Consider the following 17,779-nt stretch of genomic DNA (forward strand, 5'->3'; position numbering starts at 1 on the left):
GGCTTGGGCCCGCGCGCCCCCCCCCCCGCTCCCCGGGGGGCCCCAGCGCGCCGGTGGGGGGGGGGGGGTGCCCCCTATCCCCCCCCCCCCGCCGGGCGGTCCGGCCGCGAGTGGTGGCGACAACCACAGCGGGTTCGGGGCCTGTCCTGGGATCTTGCGCCCGACGTAGTATTCGCTGGTGTCAGCAGCAAGGGCGGGTCGTACTCGTGGGCGTGCCGTCGACCGTGCAGGCGCTGCCGGTTCCGGCCGATACTTCGCCGTCCTCACCGCCGCCGCGCTGGTGACGGCATTCGCCGCGTTCACGCTCACCAGCCGCGTTACCGACTCCGCGGCGGTCGAACCGTCCCTCACAGCGCCGCCACCGGAATCAGCGCCCGCGCCGGGGCCGGCTGCCGATGAGCCCGAGCCGCTGGTCTTCGCCCCGCCGGATCTCGTCACCGGTTCCGGGATCGCCCAGTTCGTTGCCGAATACCGCGAGCGCTTCGGCGATACCGTGGCAGACCAGGTGTGGCTGTATCCCGATCACGGCAGTGTCGAACGTGCGGTACCCGGGCAGCCGAACCGCCTGGTGAGCTACGACTATCGGGGCGGGTTCAATCAGTCCGCCGATCTGACCACGCGACCGGTCGACACCCCGATCGTGGACCTGGGCACGGTGGATACCGGCGCGATCGATCGTGTACTCGCCGAGGCCCCGGCGACCACCCGGGTCGCCGGCGGTGCGGTCAGTCATCTGAGCTTCGAGGTCAACAGTTCCCCGCCGTTCGAGGGCGTGCCCGCGCTCAGCATCTATGTTTCCAATTCGTTCGATGAGAGCGGGTGGCTGCTGGTCGGTCCGGCCGGTGACATCCTGCGGGTCCGGCCGTTCGAGGGGTAGGGAACAATGCTGCAACCCGGGGAGAGCTTCGCCGGCTACCGGATCGTGCGCCGGGTCGGCGCGGGGGGAATGGGTGTCGTCTATCTCGCCGAGCACCCACGGCTACCGCGCCAGGATGTACTGAAACTGCTCCCCGCCGACCATCTGACCGACCCTCGGTTTCGCGCCAGGTTCGACCGGGAGGCGGATCTCGCGGCTCGACTGCGACACCCGAATATCGTTACCGTCCATGACCGCGGTGTGAGTGACGAGCAGCCGTGGATCGCCATGGAATATGTGCCGGGCACCGATGCCGCCGCGCTGGCCGGGTCGGCGGACCTCAGCCCGCGCCGCGCGGCACATATCATCGACGATGCGGCCCGCGGTCTGGACCATGCTCACCGCCACGGGATGCTGCACCGGGATGTGAAACCGGGAAATATCCTGGTCACCGCGGACCTGGACCGCGAGTTCGGGGAACGCGCACTGCTGACCGACTTCGGTATCGCCCGCCTCGCGCTCGGGGGCACCGACCTCACCCGCACCGGTGATGTGATCGCGACGGTGGCGTATGCCGCACCCGAGCAGTTCACCGGCGGTCCGGTCGATCACCGCGCGGATGTCTACGCACTGGGTTGCACACTGTTCGTCCTGCTGACAGGTGAGAAGCCGTTCGCTATGGACAGTGCGGCCGCCGTCATCAGCGCGCACCTGTACACCCCGCCGCCGGCGGCCTCCCAGCGAGTTCCGAACCTGCCGCCGGCGATCGACCAGGTGCTGTCCCGTGCGCTGGCGAAACAGCCCGGGGAACGCTACGACTCCTGCCGCGCCTTCAGCGAGGCGGCGTTGCGCGCCCTCGACACTGTGGCACCCCCCGCCCTGGACGCTGCGGCGTTCCGCACCCGTGAGACTGTGGCGACCCACGGCTCCGGCTCGGGGCCCCAGCCATCCTCTCCGCCCGACGCGGAGCGAAGCGTCACATTCGCAGAGCGAACTCCTGCGCCGGCTCCCGGCCCGGTGCCGAGCGGACCGGCCGCCGCCGAGCTTGCCGATGCCGCGATTACGCGGGGCGGCCGCCGGATGTGGCGCTGGTGGCTTCCGGTTGTGGTGCTGGCAGTCGCTGCCGCGCTCGGCGGCGGCGTCGGATTGGTGGCACGGGAGGACCCGGCAGCGGGCATTGCCGCCGTCGCGGAAGCAGACCCGGAGTCGGCGTCGCTGCCGAATCTGGTCACTGCCGCCGGGCTGTCGTCGTTCATCGATGCCTATCGCCGGGAGTTCGGCGACACCATTATCGATACAGCCACCGTCTACCCGGACTTTCTGCTGGTCCAACGGCTGGATGGCGGCAGCCCCCGGAACTTCCGCTTCGACGGCGACGGGTTCGGCGAGACGGGTGCCGCGGTCCCCAGCTACGCGGACGGCCGGCCGATCGATCTGGCCGATATCGACCTGCCGACATTGGCTGCCGTCTTGGCGGGAGCCCCGGCTTCGGTGCGCCTCGAACAGGGCGAGGTCGAACATCTCGGAATCGGTTTCGAGCTGATCGCGCCGGTCGACGCCGGGCCGAAGATCGACATCTACGTCGGGGACCCCGCGGGCAGCACCGGCCATATGTCCGTCTCCTTCGCCGGTTCGCCATTGGAAGTGTTTCCGGCGAGCTGAGCCACGAGTCCACGGTTACCAGGGGGTTTTCCTGCTCCGGAATCGGTGATGCGCCACGGCCGCCACCTGTGATGTAGCGGACTGAACTATGAATGGTTATATCGCTCCGATATAGTGGGTAATCGCATCCATTGGTTAGGTCTGTACGGAAGTCAGGGGGTGAAGCCCGGTGCTCGAACTGGCAATCCTCGGGCTGCTCCTGGAAGCGCCCATGCACGGCTACGAGCTGAAGAAGCGGCTCACCGGTCTACTCGGGGCGTTTCGGGCTTTCTCCTACGGATCGCTGTATCCGACCTTGAAACGTATGCAGGCGGATGGGCTGATCGCGGAGGAAGTGCCCGTGGGCATGGTGACGACCCGTCGTGCCCGGCGGGTCTACCAGCTGACGCCGGCGGGACGGGAGCGGTTCGGCGAGCTCCTGGCCGATACCGGCCCGCAGAACTACACCGATGACGGCTTCGGCGTGCACCTCGCCTTCTTCAGCCGCACCCCCGCGGAAGCGCGGATGCGGATTCTGGAGGGCAGGCGGCGCCAGGTCGAGGAGCGCCGAGAGGGGCTGCGGGAAGCGATCAAGAAAGCAAGCGGCTCGCTGGATCGCTACACCCGCCAACTCCATCAACTCGGACTCGAATCAAGCGAGCGCGAAGTGCGCTGGCTCAACGAGTTGATTGCGGCGGAGCAATCGACGAAGGCGGCACCACAGAAAGAGGGAAATACCGGCCATGAGTAGTGGAGACACCAACAAGTCCAGTGTTCGCGTCGCCATCGTGGGTGTGGGCAACTGCGCCTCGTCGCTCGTCCAGGGCGTCCAGTACTACCGGGATGCCGACGATTCCACGACGGTGCCCGGACTGATGCACGTACGGTTCGGCGATTACCACGTCCGCGACGTGCAATTCGTTGCCGCCTTCGACGTGGACGCCAAGAAGGTCGGCTTCGACCTGTCCGAGGCGATCTTCGCCAGCGAGAACAACACCATCAAGATCTCCGATGTGCCGCCGCTGGGTGTCACGGTGCAGCGCGGCCCGACCCTCGACGGCATCGGCAAGTACTACGCGGAGACCATCGAACTCGCGGAATCCGATCCGGTCGACGTCGTGCAGACACTGAAGGACGCCCAGGTGGACGTGCTGGTGTCCTACCTGCCCGTCGGTTCCGAAGAGGCGGACAAGTTCTACGCGCAGTGCGCGATCGACGCGGGCGTGGCCTTCGTCAACGCGCTCCCGGTGTTCATCGCCTCGGATCCGGAATGGGCCGAGAAGTTCCGCGCCGCGGGTGTGCCGATCGTCGGCGACGACATCAAGAGCCAGGTCGGCGCGACCATAACGCACCGGGTCATGGCGAAACTGTTCGAGGACCGCGGCGTCCAGCTCGACCGCACGATGCAGCTGAATGTCGGCGGCAATATGGATTTCAAGAACATGCTCGAGCGGGAGCGGCTGGAATCCAAGAAGATCTCCAAAACCCAGGCTGTCACCAGCAACCTGAAGAAGGAGATGGGCGTGGGCGATGTGCATATCGGCCCGTCCGATCACGTCGGCTGGCTCGATGACCGCAAATGGGCCTATGTCCGGCTGGAGGGCCGCGCGTTCGGTGATGTGCCGCTGAACCTGGAGTACAAGCTCGAGGTCTGGGATTCCCCGAACTCCGCGGGCATCATCATCGACGCGGTACGCGCCGCCAAGATCGCCAAGGACCGCGGTATCGGCGGCCCCGTCCTCCCGGCCTCGGCGTACCTGATGAAGTCCCCGCCGCAGCAGATGGCCGATGATGTCGCCCGCTCGGAGCTGGAGACCTTCATCATCGGATGAGATCGATGCTGCGGTATGTGGTGTCCGTAGCGGATTGATTTCTGACGGGTGGGCTCACTCTCATCGGGTTGAGGGTGAGCCCACTTTGTGTTCGGTGCGCGGGCCGGTGCGGCGATTCAGTCCAGTGATACGTAGACCTCGACCGATGTCGGTCCGACGTAGCGTTCGAGTTCGGCTGTGTGGGAGCGGGTTATCGTGCCCGCTTTCTCCGCTTCCCTGACTCGCGCCCATGCCGTGCGGAGTAGGTCGTACGGTTTTTCGGTGACCACGAACTTCGCGTAGCGCCCGGCCGGAACCCGGGTGAGGACATCGCCGGAATCCAGATCCGTCAAGCCGGTGACCTCGTAGCCGAGAACCGCTACCGCGTGGTCGTCCTGGCCGATATAGGCGGCGACCCGGGGCACGTCCTTCTCCCGGCTCAGGTAGCGGTCCCAGGTGAAGTTGACCAGGTCCAGGTCGCGGGCAGTTACTTCGCGGCCGGCCAGCGGGACCGTGAGTCCGGCGACCATACTTTCGTCGAGGGTGACAATTTCGAAATCCACAGCTTCCTACCTGCCCGCTGAATCGTCGTCTGCCAGTGCCACGAAAACCTCCACCGTGCGCTCGTCCGGGTAGCGTTCGTGGTCTCCGGTGTAGGAGCGCACCACCCGGCCGGCGGCTTCGGCGTCCCAGATGGCACGCCACAGCGTCACGATCGTTTCGCCGAGATCCTCACCGCTGAGCGTGAATCGGGCGTAGCGGCCCGCCGGGATCCGGGCGAGGATATCGCCGGGTAGTAGGTCGTCGAGGCTGCGGCAGCGGTAGCCGATGATATGGGTCAGGTACGAGTTGATCTCGGGGGCATGGTCGACGAACGCGCTGGCCGGTGGTCCGGGTAAGGCTCGGGCGAGGTTGCGTTTCCACGCTTGTTCCACCCGGGTGCGGCGCGGCCCTTCCACGGCGAGGGCCGGACTGCGAAGCACCATTCCCGCCACCAGTGTTTCCGGGCGGTCAACGACATTGAATTCCACCGGCGTAGCCCCTATGTCTCGTCATCCGTCGTCGCTCCAGCGCATATCCTCCCGCACGCCCGTCCCGGCACGAGCGTGGACCCGGTGCCGGCCGGTCGGATGGGCGACATCTCACTCTGGCCAACGATGCTGCCACGCCGACCGTTCCTTCGGTGGGATCACGGGCGGAATTCCATGGATCAGGGCACCGGAACGGTCACACCGGGCAGGATTTCGACGACCCGGGGTGGTGGCGGAGGCGGTGGCGGCGGGGGCGGCGCGAGAACCGGTGGGGGTGCCGATTCCGGTTCGGGCGCTTCGGGTTCGGGTACGTATTCCGGTTCGGGCTCCGGTTCGGGCACATAGGGTTCGGAGGCCGGTGGGATCACGATGAACGGTGGCTGCGGTTCCGGTTCGGGCTGCGGTTCCGGCTGCGGGGGTGGATTGAGGATGTCGTACGGGCCGCGGGACGGCTGCTCACTGGTTGCCGGTGCGGGGGCGGGCCCGGGACCGCCGGGTGGCGGATTGCCGATCTGTTCCACGGGGGTGTCGGCGAGCGCGCCGTCCATGGTCTGTTTCCAGATATCGGAGGGGATACCGGAACCGTAGATGCGGCCGCCGCCGGCCGTCATGATCGGGAGGTTCGCTTCGGTGCCGACCCAGACCGCGGTCGACAGCGACGGGGTGAATCCGACCATCCAGGCATCTTTGTTCTGTCCGGTATCGCCCAACTGGGTGGTACCGGTTTTGGCGGCCGAGGGCCGTCCGCTCAACCCGTGACCGCCGGAGTAGTCGGCGATCGGCAGCATCGCCGCGGCGGTGCGGGCGGCCACATCCGGCGGTATGCGCTGTTCCGCGGGCGGGGGTTGTTCACCGGTGCGCTGCTCCGGCTCGCCGCCCCGGTCCAGCAGGACCCGGCCGTCGCCACGGACCACCCGCTGTACGAAATACGGCTGGTGATAGCGCCCTTCTCCGGCGATGGTGGCGTAGGCCGAGGCCATGTCCAGGGGACGGACCAGATAGGTGCCCAGCACGATCGACGGCATGGGCTCGGAACCCATCTCGGTCAGCGATTGTCCCGGTACCCCGGGGATATCGTGCGGTATCCCGGCCTGGTGGGCCGCGTCCGCGATCGCCTGCGGGCCGTTGTTCATGGCGAGGGTGAGCCGGTAGAAGCTGGTGTTGAGAGATCGTTTGAACGCCTCGGACAGCGGACAGGTCCCGCAGGATTCGTTCTCGACGTTGCGGACGTCGACCCCGTTGACGTCCACCGGCGCGCTGTCGAACGCCCGCGACAGCGGAATACCCTGCTGTAGGGCGGCGAGGACCGCGAACGTCTTGAAGGCCGACCCGGTCTGTACCGGCGCCTGGGCGAAATCGAACCCGATCCCGTCGGCACCGCCGTAGTAGGCGCGTACCGCGCCGGACCGCGGGTCGACCGATACCACCGCGGACCGCAGTTCCGGCGGCTGACCGTCCAGCGCTCCGCCCGCCCCCGACTGCGCGGCCTGCTGTGCTCTGGCGTCGATGGTGGTGGTGATCCGCAGGGCACCGGTGTTCACCTCCTCCTCGGAGATCCCGGCGGCCGCCAGTTCGCGCAGCACCTGGGCCTTGATATGCCCTTCCGGGCCGCGGGCGACGATGTTCTCGTCGGCGACGGGTGGTGGGATCGTCGGCGGGAAGGTCACCCCGGGGCGTTCCCCGGGCGCCAGGGCGCGCATATCCACCATGCCGTTCAGGACGTAGTTCCAGCGCTGCAGCAGCTGGGGGAGTCTGGTCTCCGGATCCAGTCCGGAGGGGGAGCGGATCAGTGCGGCGAGAACGGCGCCCTCGGCGACGGTGATCTCGGCGACCGGTTTGCCGAAGTAGGCCCGCGCGGCGGCCTCGATCCCGTAGGCGCCACGGCCGAAGTAGATGGTGTTGAGGTAGGCGTGCAGGATGTCGTCTTTGCTCCATTCGCGCGCGATCTTGGACGAGATGATGAGTTCGTGCGCCTTACGGCTCACGGTGCGCTCGGAGTCCAGGAACGCGTTCTTGACGTACTGCTGGGTGATGGTGGAGCCGCCGCCCGCGTTCGCCCGGCCCAGGGCGTTGTCCCGGAGGGCGCGCAGCAGACCCGATGTCGAGAATCCGGGGTTGGTGTAGAAGTTGCGGTCCTCCGCGGACAGGACGGCGTCGCGAACGTGGTCCGGGACCTGTTCCAGCGGTACCGGCGTGCGATTTCCTTCGGGAGGGACCACCTTGGCGATTTCTGTGGTGCCGTCGGAGGCGGTGATGGTCGCCGTCTGGTTGACCGGCACGGTTCCGGCCGCCGGGATCTCCGCGCTCCAGTAGATCAGTGCGATCAGCAGCGCCGGTATGGCGACGAGTATGACAAAAAGCCATAGCAGCAGATGACGGATGCGCTGGCCACGAGTCCGGCGCGGCCGGAGGTACTGCGGGGGCCGGGGCGGGCGGGGTCGCACACCGGTGTCCAGCTGGTTCCAACCGGCGAGCGAGGGGTACTGCGGCGATCTGGGATTGCTGTTGCCACGCTGCGAACTGGACGAGCTCACGATCATCTCCTCCCGGAGCGTCGGAAAAACTCAGGCGCAGTACCGCCGGCTCTCAGGATACCCAGTGATCAGCTTTTGACGCCGCCCGCCGTGAGTCCGGAGATGATGCGTCGCTGGAACACCAGTACCAGAATTACCAGCGGTACGGTCACCAGCGTGCCTGCCGCCATAATCGCGGCATAGGGTTCTACCTGCGGATTGTTCCCGGAGAAGCGGGCGATGGCAACTGTCACCGGTTCGGTGTCGCTACCCGAGAGCACCCGGGCGAGCAGGTACTCGTTGACCGCGGCGATGAAGGCCAAGATCGCGGTGGTGAACACCGCCGGCGCCGCCAGCGGCAGCATCACCAGACGGAAAGCCTGGAGTTTGGTGGCTCCGTCGATCCGGGCCGCCTCCTCGAGCTCCCACGGGAGTTCGGCGAAGAAAGACGCCAGGATGTAGACGGTCAGCGGCAGCACGAAGGAGATATTGGGCAGGATCAGCGCCTGGTATTTGCCGATCCAGCCGATATCGGTGAACAGTTGGAACAGCGGCGTCACCAGGACGACGACCGGGAACATCGAGGCGCCCAGGATCAGCCCGGACACCAGGTAGCGCCCCTTGAAGGTGAGCCGGGCCAGTGCGTAGGCCGCCATTACCCCGATGACGAGAGCGATCGCGGTACTGGCCGCGCCGATGATCACGCTGTTGAGCAGAGCCTTGCCGAAATCGTTACCCCGGCTCGTGTCGAAGACGTCGCGGAAGTTGTCGAGCGTGATGTGGGTGGGCCACGGGGTGGTGTCGAAGGTGTAGGCGGGATCGCGGAATGCGGTCACCACCATCCAGTAGAACGGGCCCAGGCCCCAGAGCAGCACGATCAGCGCGCCCACGTAGATACGAGCCGAGCCGAGCCGCCGCCGCCAGGACCGGCGGGGCGGGGCGGGGGTACCGGTTTGCTGTGTTGTCACCGCGGTCATGCCTTCCGCTGCTCTTCCTGCGTCCGCACCGCGTTCGCACCCAGTACCTTCACGAGTACGAAGGCTGCCGCGAAGATCAACAAGAAGGTGATCGTCGAGAGTGCCGCCGCGCTGTTGGGCCCCTGCCGGGTCTGTTCGACCACCAGCACCGACAGCGTGCGTGTCGCCGGCAGATTATCGGTCATGATGGCGGGCAGGTCGTACATGCGCAGGGCGTCCATCATGCGGAACAGCACCGCCACCAGCAGCGCCGGCTTCACCAGCGGCATCGTGATCTGGGTGAACCGCTGCCAGGCCGACGCACCGTCCACCCGGCCCGCCTCGTACACATCGTTCGGGATCATCTGCAGACCGGCCAGCAGGAGCAGCGCCACGAACGGCGCGGTTTTCCACACATCGGCGACGATCACCGCGAAACGCGCCGGCCAGGTATCGGAGGTCCACAGGATCTCGGTGCCGAATATCGTGTTCACCAGGCCGTCGTACTGGAACATGAACTCCCAGAGCCGGGCCGTCACCGCGGTCGGGATGGCCCACGGGATCAGCACCGCGGCGCGCAGCAGCGCCCGGCCCCGGAAAGTTTTGCCCATGACCATCGCCATACCGAGCCCGATAGCGACCTCGACCGTCACCGTCACCACGGCGAAGAACAAGGTCACCCCGACCGCGGACCAGAACTCCGCCCCCAGGTTGCCGGTCGGGCATTCGGTGACACCGCCGGTGATCACCTGGCATTGGCCGACCAGCCAGTGCAGGTAGTTGTAGAAGGTGCTTTCCCCGTTGTCGACGAACCGGCCGGTCACGTCGTCGAGTTGGGCGTCGTAATGGAACGACATCCACAGCGCCCGGATCACCGGGTAACCGATCACCACGGTCAGCGCCAGTAGAACCGGCGCTACGAACAACCACGCCCGGCCCGACATCCGCGCGTTGTCGCGCAACCTGCTGAGCATCCCGCCGGTACGCGCTGCGTTCGCGGGCTTATCTGTACGGACCGACGCCTGCGCGTGCGTTCCGGAAGGATCCGACACCGTTCTCTCTCCTGGCTCGCCGGGTCCGGTTGAACAGTAACTACGATCCGGCCGTCTCGATGCCCTTCTGCATGCCGATGATCGCGTCGTTCACGGACTTGGTTCCGGTCAGGGCAGCATATGCGTTGTCCTGAATGGCTTTGGACACCGCCGGATAGAACGGGGTGACCGGTCGGGGCACCGCGCTGGCGATGGAATCCTTGAGGGCGGGCAGGTACGGCATCTTGGCGATGAGCGCCGGGTCGTCGTAGATCGATGCCCGCACCGAAGGCAGTGCGCCGGAGGCGATGATGTGCTGCGCCTCCTCGCTGATCAGGTACTTCAGGAAATCCAGTGCGGTGGCCTTGTTCTCGGAGTACGCGCTGATCGCGGCGTTGTATCCGCCGAGTGTCGAGGCCCCGATACCGGTGTCGCCGGGCAGGGGGGCCACGCCGAATTTGTCCTTGACAGCCGACGATTCCGAGGAAGCGTCACCGTAGGTCGAGGGCCAGCTGCGCAGGAACATGAGCTTTCCCTGGTTGAAGGCCGCTCCGCTCTCCGGCTCCTGGAAGGTGACGGCCTCGCGGGGGATGTCCCCGGCTTTGTAGGCATCCACCAACTGCTGGAGTCCGGCTCGTGATTGCGGACTGTTCACCGTGGGGGTGCGGCCGTCGGTGCCGACGAAGGTGCCGCCGAACGCGTTGATCACCTCGGCGGTGTTCACCGTCAGGCCCTCGTACGGCGCGAACTGGCCCGCATAGCAGCCGATCTGGTTCTCCCGCGCCAATGGGCAGCTGGCCAGCATTTCCGACCAGGTGCGTGGCGCGACGGGAACCAGGTCCTTGCGGTAGAACAGCAGCCCACCGTTGGTGTTGCGGGGGGCGGCGTACAAGGTTCCGTTGTAGGTCGCGCTGGCGACCGGCGGGGACAGCAGCGGCGACGTATCGATGGCGAACTGATCCTCCAACGGCTGTATCCAGCCCTTGGCGGCGAACTCCGCGGTCCACGGGACGTCCATGGCCACCACGTCGTAGTCCGGCGATTTCGCCCGCATATGTTCGACCAGGTCGTCGTACTGGGCGGAGGCGTCGTTGGACTGTTCCTTGTAGGTGACCTGCTCGTCGGGATGGCCGGCGTTCCATCGATCGATCACCTGTTTCACCGCGCCGGTCTCGGTGGTGTCCTTACCTTCGACGTAGGTGATCGGGCCTCGGCCCTCCTGGTTCCTGCTCAGCTGCTCATCGGTATCGCTGGTGTTGCACGCGGTGGCAAAGGTCGCGGTCAGCAGCGCGATCGGCAATAGCACGAGCGCGGCGCGTAGAGACGGCACCTTCTTGAAAGCCATCGCGGAACTCCAGGGTCGATACGTGAGCGGCAGCACAAGGCAACATACATGGTGCGAACGTCGCGTGTGGGGTAGTCCTGTACCAGAGGCGACCGCCAGACCTCCTCCACGGGCATTTCCACAGGTGGGCCGACTACGCTGACCCGTGATGACCACCGCGAACGCTGTATCGGAACGCCTGCTCACCAGGATCGGCGGACTGCTGCGCCAAGCCGAGTCCACCGATAACGAACACGAGGCCGAGGCCTTCCTGTCCGCCGCCCAGCGCCTGGCCACCAGATCGTCGATCGACCTCGCGGTGGCACGGGCGCACACCCGGAACCGGGAACGGGGCGCGACGCTGATCCAGCGGATGATCCCGATCGGTGAGCCCGGCCGCAAGGGCCTGCGCACCTATGTGCAGCTGTTCGTGGCCATCGCGGAGGCCAACGATGTGCGCTGCGATGTCGCCCGTACCTCCACCCAGGTGTACGCCTACGGGTTCGCCGCCGATATCGACGTCTGTGAGGCGCTGTACTCCAGTCTGCTGGTGCAGATGGTGCAGGCCTCCGACCGGTACATCAAATCCGGGGCCCACCGATCGGCGACCATGGAGAAGGTGGTCGTGGAACGGCGCCGCGGGCGGCGGGTCCGCAGGCTGGTCCGGGTTCCCGTCGCCGGGGTAACGGCCCGGCTCAACTTTCAGATGGCGTTCGCGGCCCGGGTCGGGGCACGGCTTGCCGAGGCCAAGGTGGAGGTCGAACGGGCGGCGACCACTCGGGACGAGCACGGGGACGTGCCGGTTTCCGAGGAACAGGCCACAGGCACCGCGCTCGCGTTGCGCGGTAAGGAGATCGAGCTGGCCGATTTCTACACCCGCAACTCCGAGGCGCGGGGAACTTGGCGTGGGCCGCAGACTTCCACGGGGTATGCGCCGGAAGCCCGGAAGGCGGGTGACCGGGCCGGTCGTACCGCGAGACTGGGGTCTTCACCGGAATTGGACGGGGCGCGGGGGCGGCTCGACGGCCCGGGCGGGTAACGATGTCGCGTGACCGGATCCCGGCGAGTCTTTGTGGTGGGTATCTGCCCCAGGTCCGTCGCGCCGATATCCATGGCCACGTGGTGACCGCCGCAGCCACGGTCGTCAGGCGGCCCGGACGGTGAATCCGGTACGGGATACGCAGCGCGGCAAGGTCTATGACGCCGAACAGTTGGTGCGGGCGGTATTCGACCGGGCCGCCGAGTTCGGGCAGCGCACGGTCGAGATACACGGGTCGCGACTGACGCTGCCGGTGGAACGGAAGTTCGCGTCGGTGGAATCGGTGCAGCGATACTGCGATCGGGTCCTCACGCTGAATTGGGTTGTGGCGAAATGGGAACGGGCGGGAGCGCCGATCCGGGTACGTGCCCGGGCGGGAACGGTTGCGGCGCATTACGAACCGGGGCCGGGTGTGCTGGCTGTTCCTGTCCACGGGGCCCATTCCGGTCGAGGGGGTGGCCCGTGGGCGTTGCGGGAGTTGGTGTTGTTGCACGAACTCGCTCATCACCTGGAATCGGAACCGGACGGGGTTGCGGCGCATGGGCCGGAATTCTGTGGCAGGTATGTGGAATTGGTGGAGGGGGTGCTGGGGGCGGAAGCCGGATTTCTCCTGCGGATCACCTTGCACGACTGTGGGGCGCGGCTCGGGTGAGATACGCCCAGGGGCGGGTTCGGGGTGGGTAGTGGACGGGGCTGAGGGGCCTGGTCCGGGGGGTTCGGGCTGTGAAGGTGATAAGGGGGCAGTACGTGAGACGCGAGGTGAGCACGTGAGGTGAGCAGGACTGTCAAGGTACGAGATCTAATTCACCTACCAGCAGTCAGTCAGCATCCGCCCCCACCCCCGTTTCCCGCATGCGGCCGGTCCGCCTTGGTGGTTCGGGGCCCGTCTCGTTCTGGAGCGACCAGAGGAAGGGAGCGCAGCGACCGACCGGCGGGAGTGAAGAACGAGACCAAGGGGGCCCCGAACCCCGCGACGCCGGAGGCGGCGCCAAAAACACAGAACCTTCACGAACTGCCCGCTTCCCACCTACCTTCGCCTCGGCGAGTCGCCGGTTACCGGTCGCGGGATAGGACGTCCCGTACCCGCTTCAAACGGTCGGTCCACCAGGTGGTGCGTTCGGGGTCGGGGTGGCGGTATTTCTCGAGGAGGGCGGGGTCGGGTTCCGGAGCGGTCCTCGGAACCGGGAGGTAACCGTCGACCGGATGCAGCGGATCGGTCACCAGATCGCCTTCGAAAAGGGTGACCGTGCCGAGTCCGCAGGCGTGGTCGAGTTCCGGTAGCGCACCGGCCAGCGCCAGTTGGGCGGACAGTCCGATGCTGGTCTCGAGTGCGGAGGAGATCACGCACGGCAGTCCGGCGGCTTCGGCGACTTCCAGGGCGCGGCGGACGCCGCCGAGCGGGGTGCATTTGATCACCGCGATATCCGCGGCACCCGCGACGGCCACTCGCATGGGGTCTTCCGCGCGGCGGATCGATTCGTCGGCGGCGATCGGGACGTCTACCTTGCGCCGGACCTCGGCGAGTTCTTCGAGCGTGCGGCACGGTTGTTCGGCGTATTCCAGACCGCCTGCGGCGCGGTCTATTTCACGGATGCTCCGGACCGCGGTGTCCACATCCCAGACGGCGTTGGCGTCCACCCGGATCGAGCCCCCCGGGCCCAGCGCCGACCGGACGGCTTCCACCCGGGCCAAGTCCTCGGGCAGCGCGCCGGGATGGTCGGCGACCTTCACCTTCGCGGTCCGGCATCCCGAACCGGCGACCAGCGCGTGAGCTCGCTCCGGCGATACAGCGGGAACCGTGCAGTTGATCGGCACCCGTTCCCGGACCGGTTCCGGCCAGCCCGCGCTCACTTGTTCGACGGTGGTTGCCAGCCAGTGGGCGGCTTCGCGGTCGTCGTATTCGGGGAACGGACAGAATTCACCCCACCCGCGTGGTCCGCGGAGTACTACGCCCTCGCGTACGGTTATCCCCCGGAATTTCGACCGCATCGGAATTGCGTAGACGACAAGCCTGTCGATCTCGGGCAGTTCGGTCACGGGTTCACACTAGTCATGAGCGGTCGTCGTCCCGGCGAACAGCGTATTGCCGTACTCGTGGGGCGTGACGGACGAAAGATTCATCGACGACATCGGCGGCCCGAGAACGGGAGTTCGAGATGAAGAACGCTGTACACGGCGCTACCGGCCACACCGGGAGCCGGTTCACGGCAGAGCTGGTGCCCCTGGGTATTCACCGGCACCCGGACGCCCGGAAGCCGGCGGCACCGGCGGAGATCGTGATCAGCCACCGCATCGAGGGCGGCGGGGTGGGCCCGCGAAGCAGTGCGTGGTCTCCGATGCCGCACGGTAGCGCATGGCGTATCGAGGAGCCGGCGTCCCGATGAATTTTCGAAAGATACGAACCGGCGTGCTGTCGGCTCTGCTGGGAGTCCTGCTGACCGTCACCGGCACGGCGTTGTACGTCGGTGCGTCCGGGCCGGGCGGGCAGCACGACGCCTGGCTCGACAGCTGGTCCGCCGCGCAGATGTCCGCCGCTGATGCGCGTGCGCCGAATTGGTCGGCCGATGGCTTCGCCGGCCACACCATCCGCCAGACCGTGCGCCCCACCCTCGCCGGCGAATCCGTACGGATCACCCTGTCCAACCTCTTCGGCGATCGTCCGCTGGCGATCACGGCGGCCACTGTCGCGAACACCGCCGCGGGGGCGGCGGTGCGTTCGGGCACGGTGCGCCCGATCTCTTTCGGCGGCGCACCGGGCGCGGTGATCCCGCGGGGCGCCGAACTCACCAGCGATTCCATCGACTACCCGGTCAACGCCCGGCAATCGCTCACCGTGACTCTCTATCTCAGCCGGCCGACGGGGCCCGCCACTTTCCACTACCTCGCCAACACCACCACGTATCGCGCGATCGGTGATCACAGCGCCGATATCGATGGTTGGGCGTTCACCGAATCCAGCAGGTCGTGGTACTACCTGTCCGGCGTCGAAGTCTCCGGCACACCGAACCGCGACGGTGTGGTCGCCTTCGGTGACTCGCTCACCGACGGCGCCGGAGCCTGGATGGATATGGACAACCGCTACCCGGATGTCCTGGCCGATCGGCTCGCCGTGGCCGGGCGACCGCGCGCCGTGCTCAACACCGGCATCGGCGGGAACCGGACCGTGCCGGATCCCACGTCTGCCGGCCAGAGCGCGGCCACCCGCTTCCGTCGCGACGTACTCGACAAGGACGGGATCGGCACCGTGATCCTGGTTTCGGGTATCAACGATATCGGCGCGAGTGAGCTGCTCGAACCATGGGCACGCCCGAACCCCGCGGTCACCGCCGACCAGTTGATCGCCGAATACCGCCTACTGATCCGGATGGCTCACACCGACGGCTTACGGATCGTCGGCGGCACCCTGCCGCCCTACCGTGGAACTCCGTATTTCAGCGAACGCGGTGAACAGGTCCGGGACGCGGTCAACTCGTGGATTCGCGGCTCCGGTGAATTCGACGCTGTCGTCGACTTCGAACGCGTGCTCGCCGATCCGTCGGACCCGGACGTACTGGCCGCCCCGTTCGACAGCGGCGACCACCTGCACCCAGATCCCGCGGGCTATTCCGCGATGGCAGACGCCGCCGCGCGCGTCCTGATCGGGAAAGCCGATCAGTAGTCGGCCCGGAGCTCCGGTGGCCGACTTCTGGAACGGCTCTCGGTTGCGAAATGTCCGGCTGCCCCGAATCGGGACAGCCGGACGACCGTGCGCACTGTCGTAGCCCGCGCACCGGTGGGCGTGGATGGTCAGAGGCGTTCGAGGATGGTGGCGTTGGCGAGACCGCCGGCTTCGCACATGGTTTGCAGCCCGTAGCGGGCGCCGCGATCGCGCATGGCGTGGACCAGGGTTGTCAGCAGCCGGGCACCGGAGGCGCCGAGTGGATGGCCGAGGGCGATCGCGCCACCGTTGACGTTCACCCGCTCCGGGTCGGCACCCGTATCGCGCACCCACGCCGAGACCACGGACGCGAACGCCTCGTTGATCTCGATCAGGTCGATATCGTCCATGGTGAGCCCGGCTCGGTCCAGGACCTTCCGGGTCGCGGGGATCACCGCGGTGAGCATGAGAAGCGGGTCGTCGCCCGCCACCGCGAAACTGTGCAGCCGGGCCAGGGGGCGCAGGCCGAGCTCGCGGGCCCGTTCGCTGGTGGTGATCAATACCGCTGCGCTGCCGTCGCTGATCTGGCTGGCGGTGGCGGCGGTGATATTCCAGCCGATCTCGGGGAAGCGTTCGGCCGTCGCCTCGTCGTAGTAGGCGGGGCGCAGGGCGGCGAGGGCGTCCAGGGTGGAACCGGTGCGGATGCCCTCATCGGTGTCCAACCCGGCCAGGGGTGCGAGTTCGGCGGCGAACTGGCCGTTCTTCGTGGCGCGGGCCGCTTTTTCGTGACTGGCGAGCGCGAATTCGTCGAGTTCGGTGCGGGAGATTCCCCATTTCGCGGCGATGAGTTCGGCGCTGATGCCTTGCGATACCAGGCCCTCCGGGTAGCGCTGCGCGAAGCCCGAGCCCGAGATATCGTCGGCGCCCCGGGCGCTGGCACCCATCGGCACGCGGCTCATGGACTCGACTCCGGTGGCGATCACCATGTCGTAGGCGCCGGCGATCACGCCCTGCGCCGCGAAATGCACGGCCTGCTGGCTGCTGCCGCACTGGCGGTCGACGGTGGTGGCCGGGACCGATTCCGGGAACCCGGCGGCCAGCGCGGCCCGGCGGGTCATGTTCACGCCCTGTTCGCCGACCTGGCTGACGATCCCGCCGATCACATCGTCGATCAGGACGGGGTCGACGCCGGTGCGTTCGACAACCGCGCGCAGGCTGTGCGCCATGAGGTCCACGGGGTGAACCGAGTGCAGGGCTCCGCTGGATTTGCCGCGTCCGATCGGGGTCCGTACCGCATCGACGATTACCGCGTCTCGCATGTTGATTCCTTCCGTCACCAGAGGCGTAACTCTGGCTAAAGTTATCTAAAGCCAGAGTAAGCGCTGGCATTACTCGAGGCAAGTGAGGGTCGTTATGCTGGGTGGATGGCAGCGGTGATGGAAGGCCCATTGGCCGATTTGAACTCGTGGAAACCCGACCAGTGCTCGATCGCGATGGCGCTGGATGTGGTGGGCACCCGCTCGGCCATGCTGATCCTGCGGGAGGCGTACTACGGGACCACCCGATTCGACGGTTTCGCGTCCCGGGTGGGCATCACCGACGCGGCCGTATCCGGTCAGCTGCGCAAGCTCACCGAAGCCGGGCTGTTCAAGAAACGCCCCTACCAGGAGGAAGGCCAGCGCACCCGGCACGAATACGTCCTCACGCACAAGGGATGCGACCTACTCCCCGTCCTGCTCGCGCTGATGCAGTGGGGCAATACCTACCTGCAGCCCGGGCCCCCGCCGCTGGAACTGGTCGAGGCGGCCACCGGCGACCCGGTTCGCGTGCAGGTGCGCAGCGATTCGGGTCGCGAGATCGGCGTCGACGAGCTGGGTGTGCGGCTCAACAAGGAGTGGACTGCGGTCCGACGCCGTGGACACGCAGTGTGACAAATGGGC

At 67.1% G+C, this 17,779-nt stretch carries 16 protein-coding genes; 8 read left to right on the top strand and 8 right to left on the bottom strand.

The window, feature by feature from the left end; translation table 11 throughout:
• Window positions 1-178 precede the first annotated feature (178 nt).
• The 4 genes from ABZ827_RS17080 (at window position 179) to ABZ827_RS17095 (ending at window position 4,329) form a co-directional block, all read left to right on the top strand.
• Entirely contained in the window at window positions 179-877 is a 699-nt protein-coding gene (locus ABZ827_RS17080; protein ID WP_357237738.1) for a hypothetical protein, read from the top strand.
• Window positions 878-883: 6 nt separating this feature from the next.
• Entirely contained in the window at window positions 884-2,518 is a 1,635-nt protein-coding gene (locus ABZ827_RS17085; RefSeq protein ID WP_357237739.1) for a serine/threonine-protein kinase, read from the top strand.
• A gap of 169 nt (window positions 2,519-2,687) precedes the next feature.
• A complete protein-coding gene (locus tag ABZ827_RS17090) occupies window positions 2,688-3,248 on the top strand; it encodes a PadR family transcriptional regulator (RefSeq protein ID WP_357237740.1) in 561 nt (186 codons plus the stop codon).
• The gene (locus tag ABZ827_RS17095) at window positions 3,241-4,329 is read left to right on the top strand and encodes an inositol-3-phosphate synthase (RefSeq protein WP_357237741.1); all 1,089 of its coding nucleotides are present in this window, start codon (window positions 3,241-3,243) and stop codon (window positions 4,327-4,329) included. Before ABZ827_RS17090 ends, ABZ827_RS17095 begins: the two co-directional genes overlap by 8 nt.
• A gap of 116 nt (window positions 4,330-4,445) precedes the next feature.
• Here ABZ827_RS17095 and ABZ827_RS17100 read toward each other — a convergent pair whose 3' ends face one another.
• The 6 genes from ABZ827_RS17100 to ABZ827_RS17125 form a co-directional block, all read right to left on the bottom strand.
• Complete coding sequence (locus ABZ827_RS17100; RefSeq protein ID WP_357237742.1) at window positions 4,446-4,871, bottom strand: GyrI-like domain-containing protein; 426 nt, start codon at window positions 4,869-4,871, stop codon at window positions 4,446-4,448.
• 6 nt (window positions 4,872-4,877) lie between these two features.
• Window positions 4,878-5,339 carry a GyrI-like domain-containing protein gene (locus tag ABZ827_RS17105; protein ID WP_357237743.1) on the bottom strand — a complete coding sequence of 154 codons (462 nt, stop codon included), beginning with the start codon at window positions 5,337-5,339 and terminating at the stop codon, window positions 4,878-4,880.
• A 179-nt stretch (window positions 5,340-5,518) separates the two neighbouring features.
• Window positions 5,519-7,879 carry a transglycosylase domain-containing protein gene (locus tag ABZ827_RS17110; RefSeq protein WP_357237744.1) on the bottom strand — a complete coding sequence of 787 codons (2,361 nt, stop codon included), beginning with the start codon at window positions 7,877-7,879 and terminating at the stop codon, window positions 5,519-5,521.
• A gap of 62 nt (window positions 7,880-7,941) precedes the next feature.
• Entirely contained in the window at window positions 7,942-8,748 is an 807-nt protein-coding gene (locus ABZ827_RS17115) for a carbohydrate ABC transporter permease (protein WP_357237981.1), read from the bottom strand.
• Between the two features lie 77 nt (window positions 8,749-8,825).
• The gene (locus ABZ827_RS17120) at window positions 8,826-9,782 is read right to left on the bottom strand and encodes a sugar ABC transporter permease (RefSeq protein ID WP_357237982.1); all 957 of its coding nucleotides are present in this window, start codon (window positions 9,780-9,782) and stop codon (window positions 8,826-8,828) included.
• Between the two features lie 118 nt (window positions 9,783-9,900).
• Complete coding sequence (locus tag ABZ827_RS17125) at window positions 9,901-11,184, bottom strand: ABC transporter substrate-binding protein (RefSeq protein WP_357237745.1); 1,284 nt, start codon at window positions 11,182-11,184, stop codon at window positions 9,901-9,903.
• 148 nt (window positions 11,185-11,332) lie between these two features.
• On the opposite strand from ABZ827_RS17125, the gene ABZ827_RS17130 reads away from it, so the two are divergent.
• Together ABZ827_RS17130 and ABZ827_RS17135 are read left to right on the top strand one after the other, a co-directional pair.
• Complete coding sequence (locus ABZ827_RS17130) at window positions 11,333-12,202, top strand: DUF2786 domain-containing protein (protein ID WP_357237746.1); 870 nt, start codon at window positions 11,333-11,335, stop codon at window positions 12,200-12,202.
• A gap of 121 nt (window positions 12,203-12,323) precedes the next feature.
• Window positions 12,324-12,854: a TIGR04338 family metallohydrolase gene (locus tag ABZ827_RS17135; RefSeq protein WP_357237747.1), complete on the top strand. Its 531-nt coding sequence runs from the start codon at window positions 12,324-12,326 to the stop codon at window positions 12,852-12,854.
• Between the two features lie 401 nt (window positions 12,855-13,255).
• On the opposite strand, the gene ABZ827_RS17140 is transcribed toward ABZ827_RS17135, so the two are convergent.
• A complete protein-coding gene (locus ABZ827_RS17140) occupies window positions 13,256-14,230 on the bottom strand; it encodes an o-succinylbenzoate synthase (RefSeq protein ID WP_357237983.1) in 975 nt (324 codons plus the stop codon).
• Window positions 14,231-14,582: 352 nt separating this feature from the next.
• Here ABZ827_RS17140 and ABZ827_RS17145 point away from each other — a divergent pair, with 352 nt between their 5' ends.
• Window positions 14,583-15,860 (top strand): SGNH/GDSL hydrolase family protein, encoded by a 1,278-nt coding sequence (locus ABZ827_RS17145; RefSeq protein ID WP_357237748.1) that lies wholly within the window; start codon window positions 14,583-14,585, stop codon window positions 15,858-15,860.
• A 128-nt stretch (window positions 15,861-15,988) separates the two neighbouring features.
• Here ABZ827_RS17145 and ABZ827_RS17150 read toward each other — a convergent pair whose 3' ends face one another.
• Window positions 15,989-17,158: a thiolase family protein gene (locus tag ABZ827_RS17150; protein WP_357237749.1), complete on the bottom strand. Its 1,170-nt coding sequence runs from the start codon at window positions 17,156-17,158 to the stop codon at window positions 15,989-15,991.
• 105 nt (window positions 17,159-17,263) lie between these two features.
• Between ABZ827_RS17150 and ABZ827_RS17155 the strand changes: the two genes are divergently transcribed.
• On the top strand, window positions 17,264-17,770 hold the full coding sequence (locus tag ABZ827_RS17155; protein WP_357237750.1) for a helix-turn-helix domain-containing protein: 507 nt from the start codon (window positions 17,264-17,266) through the stop codon (window positions 17,768-17,770).
• Window positions 17,771-17,779 lie beyond the last annotated feature (9 nt).

Origin of the sequence: Nocardia sp. NPDC019395 (genome assembly GCF_040632335.1) — a bacterium.
GTDB lineage: Bacteria > Actinomycetota > Actinomycetes > Mycobacteriales > Mycobacteriaceae > Nocardia.

Bases quoted from the DNA above. Each gene is read 5' to 3' on its own strand.
- ABZ827_RS17145 (WP_357237748.1), top strand. From the start codon at position 14,583: ATGAATTTTCGAAAGATACGAACCGGCGTGCTGTCGGCTCTGCTGGGA.
- ABZ827_RS17150 (WP_357237749.1), bottom strand. From the start codon at position 17,158: ATGCGAGACGCGGTAATCGTCGATGCGGTACGGACCCCGATCGGACGC.
- ABZ827_RS17125 (WP_357237745.1), bottom strand. From the start codon at position 11,184: ATGGCTTTCAAGAAGGTGCCGTCTCTACGCGCCGCGCTCGTGCTATTG.
- ABZ827_RS17095 (WP_357237741.1), top strand. From the start codon at position 3,241: ATGAGTAGTGGAGACACCAACAAGTCCAGTGTTCGCGTCGCCATCGTG.
- ABZ827_RS17155 (WP_357237750.1), top strand. From the start codon at position 17,264: ATGGCAGCGGTGATGGAAGGCCCATTGGCCGATTTGAACTCGTGGAAA.
- ABZ827_RS17110 (WP_357237744.1), bottom strand. From the start codon at position 7,879: ATGATCGTGAGCTCGTCCAGTTCGCAGCGTGGCAACAGCAATCCCAGA.
- ABZ827_RS17085 (WP_357237739.1), top strand. From the start codon at position 884: ATGCTGCAACCCGGGGAGAGCTTCGCCGGCTACCGGATCGTGCGCCGG.
- ABZ827_RS17120 (WP_357237982.1), bottom strand. From the start codon at position 9,782: ATGCTCAGCAGGTTGCGCGACAACGCGCGGATGTCGGGCCGGGCGTGG.
- ABZ827_RS17130 (WP_357237746.1), top strand. From the start codon at position 11,333: ATGACCACCGCGAACGCTGTATCGGAACGCCTGCTCACCAGGATCGGC.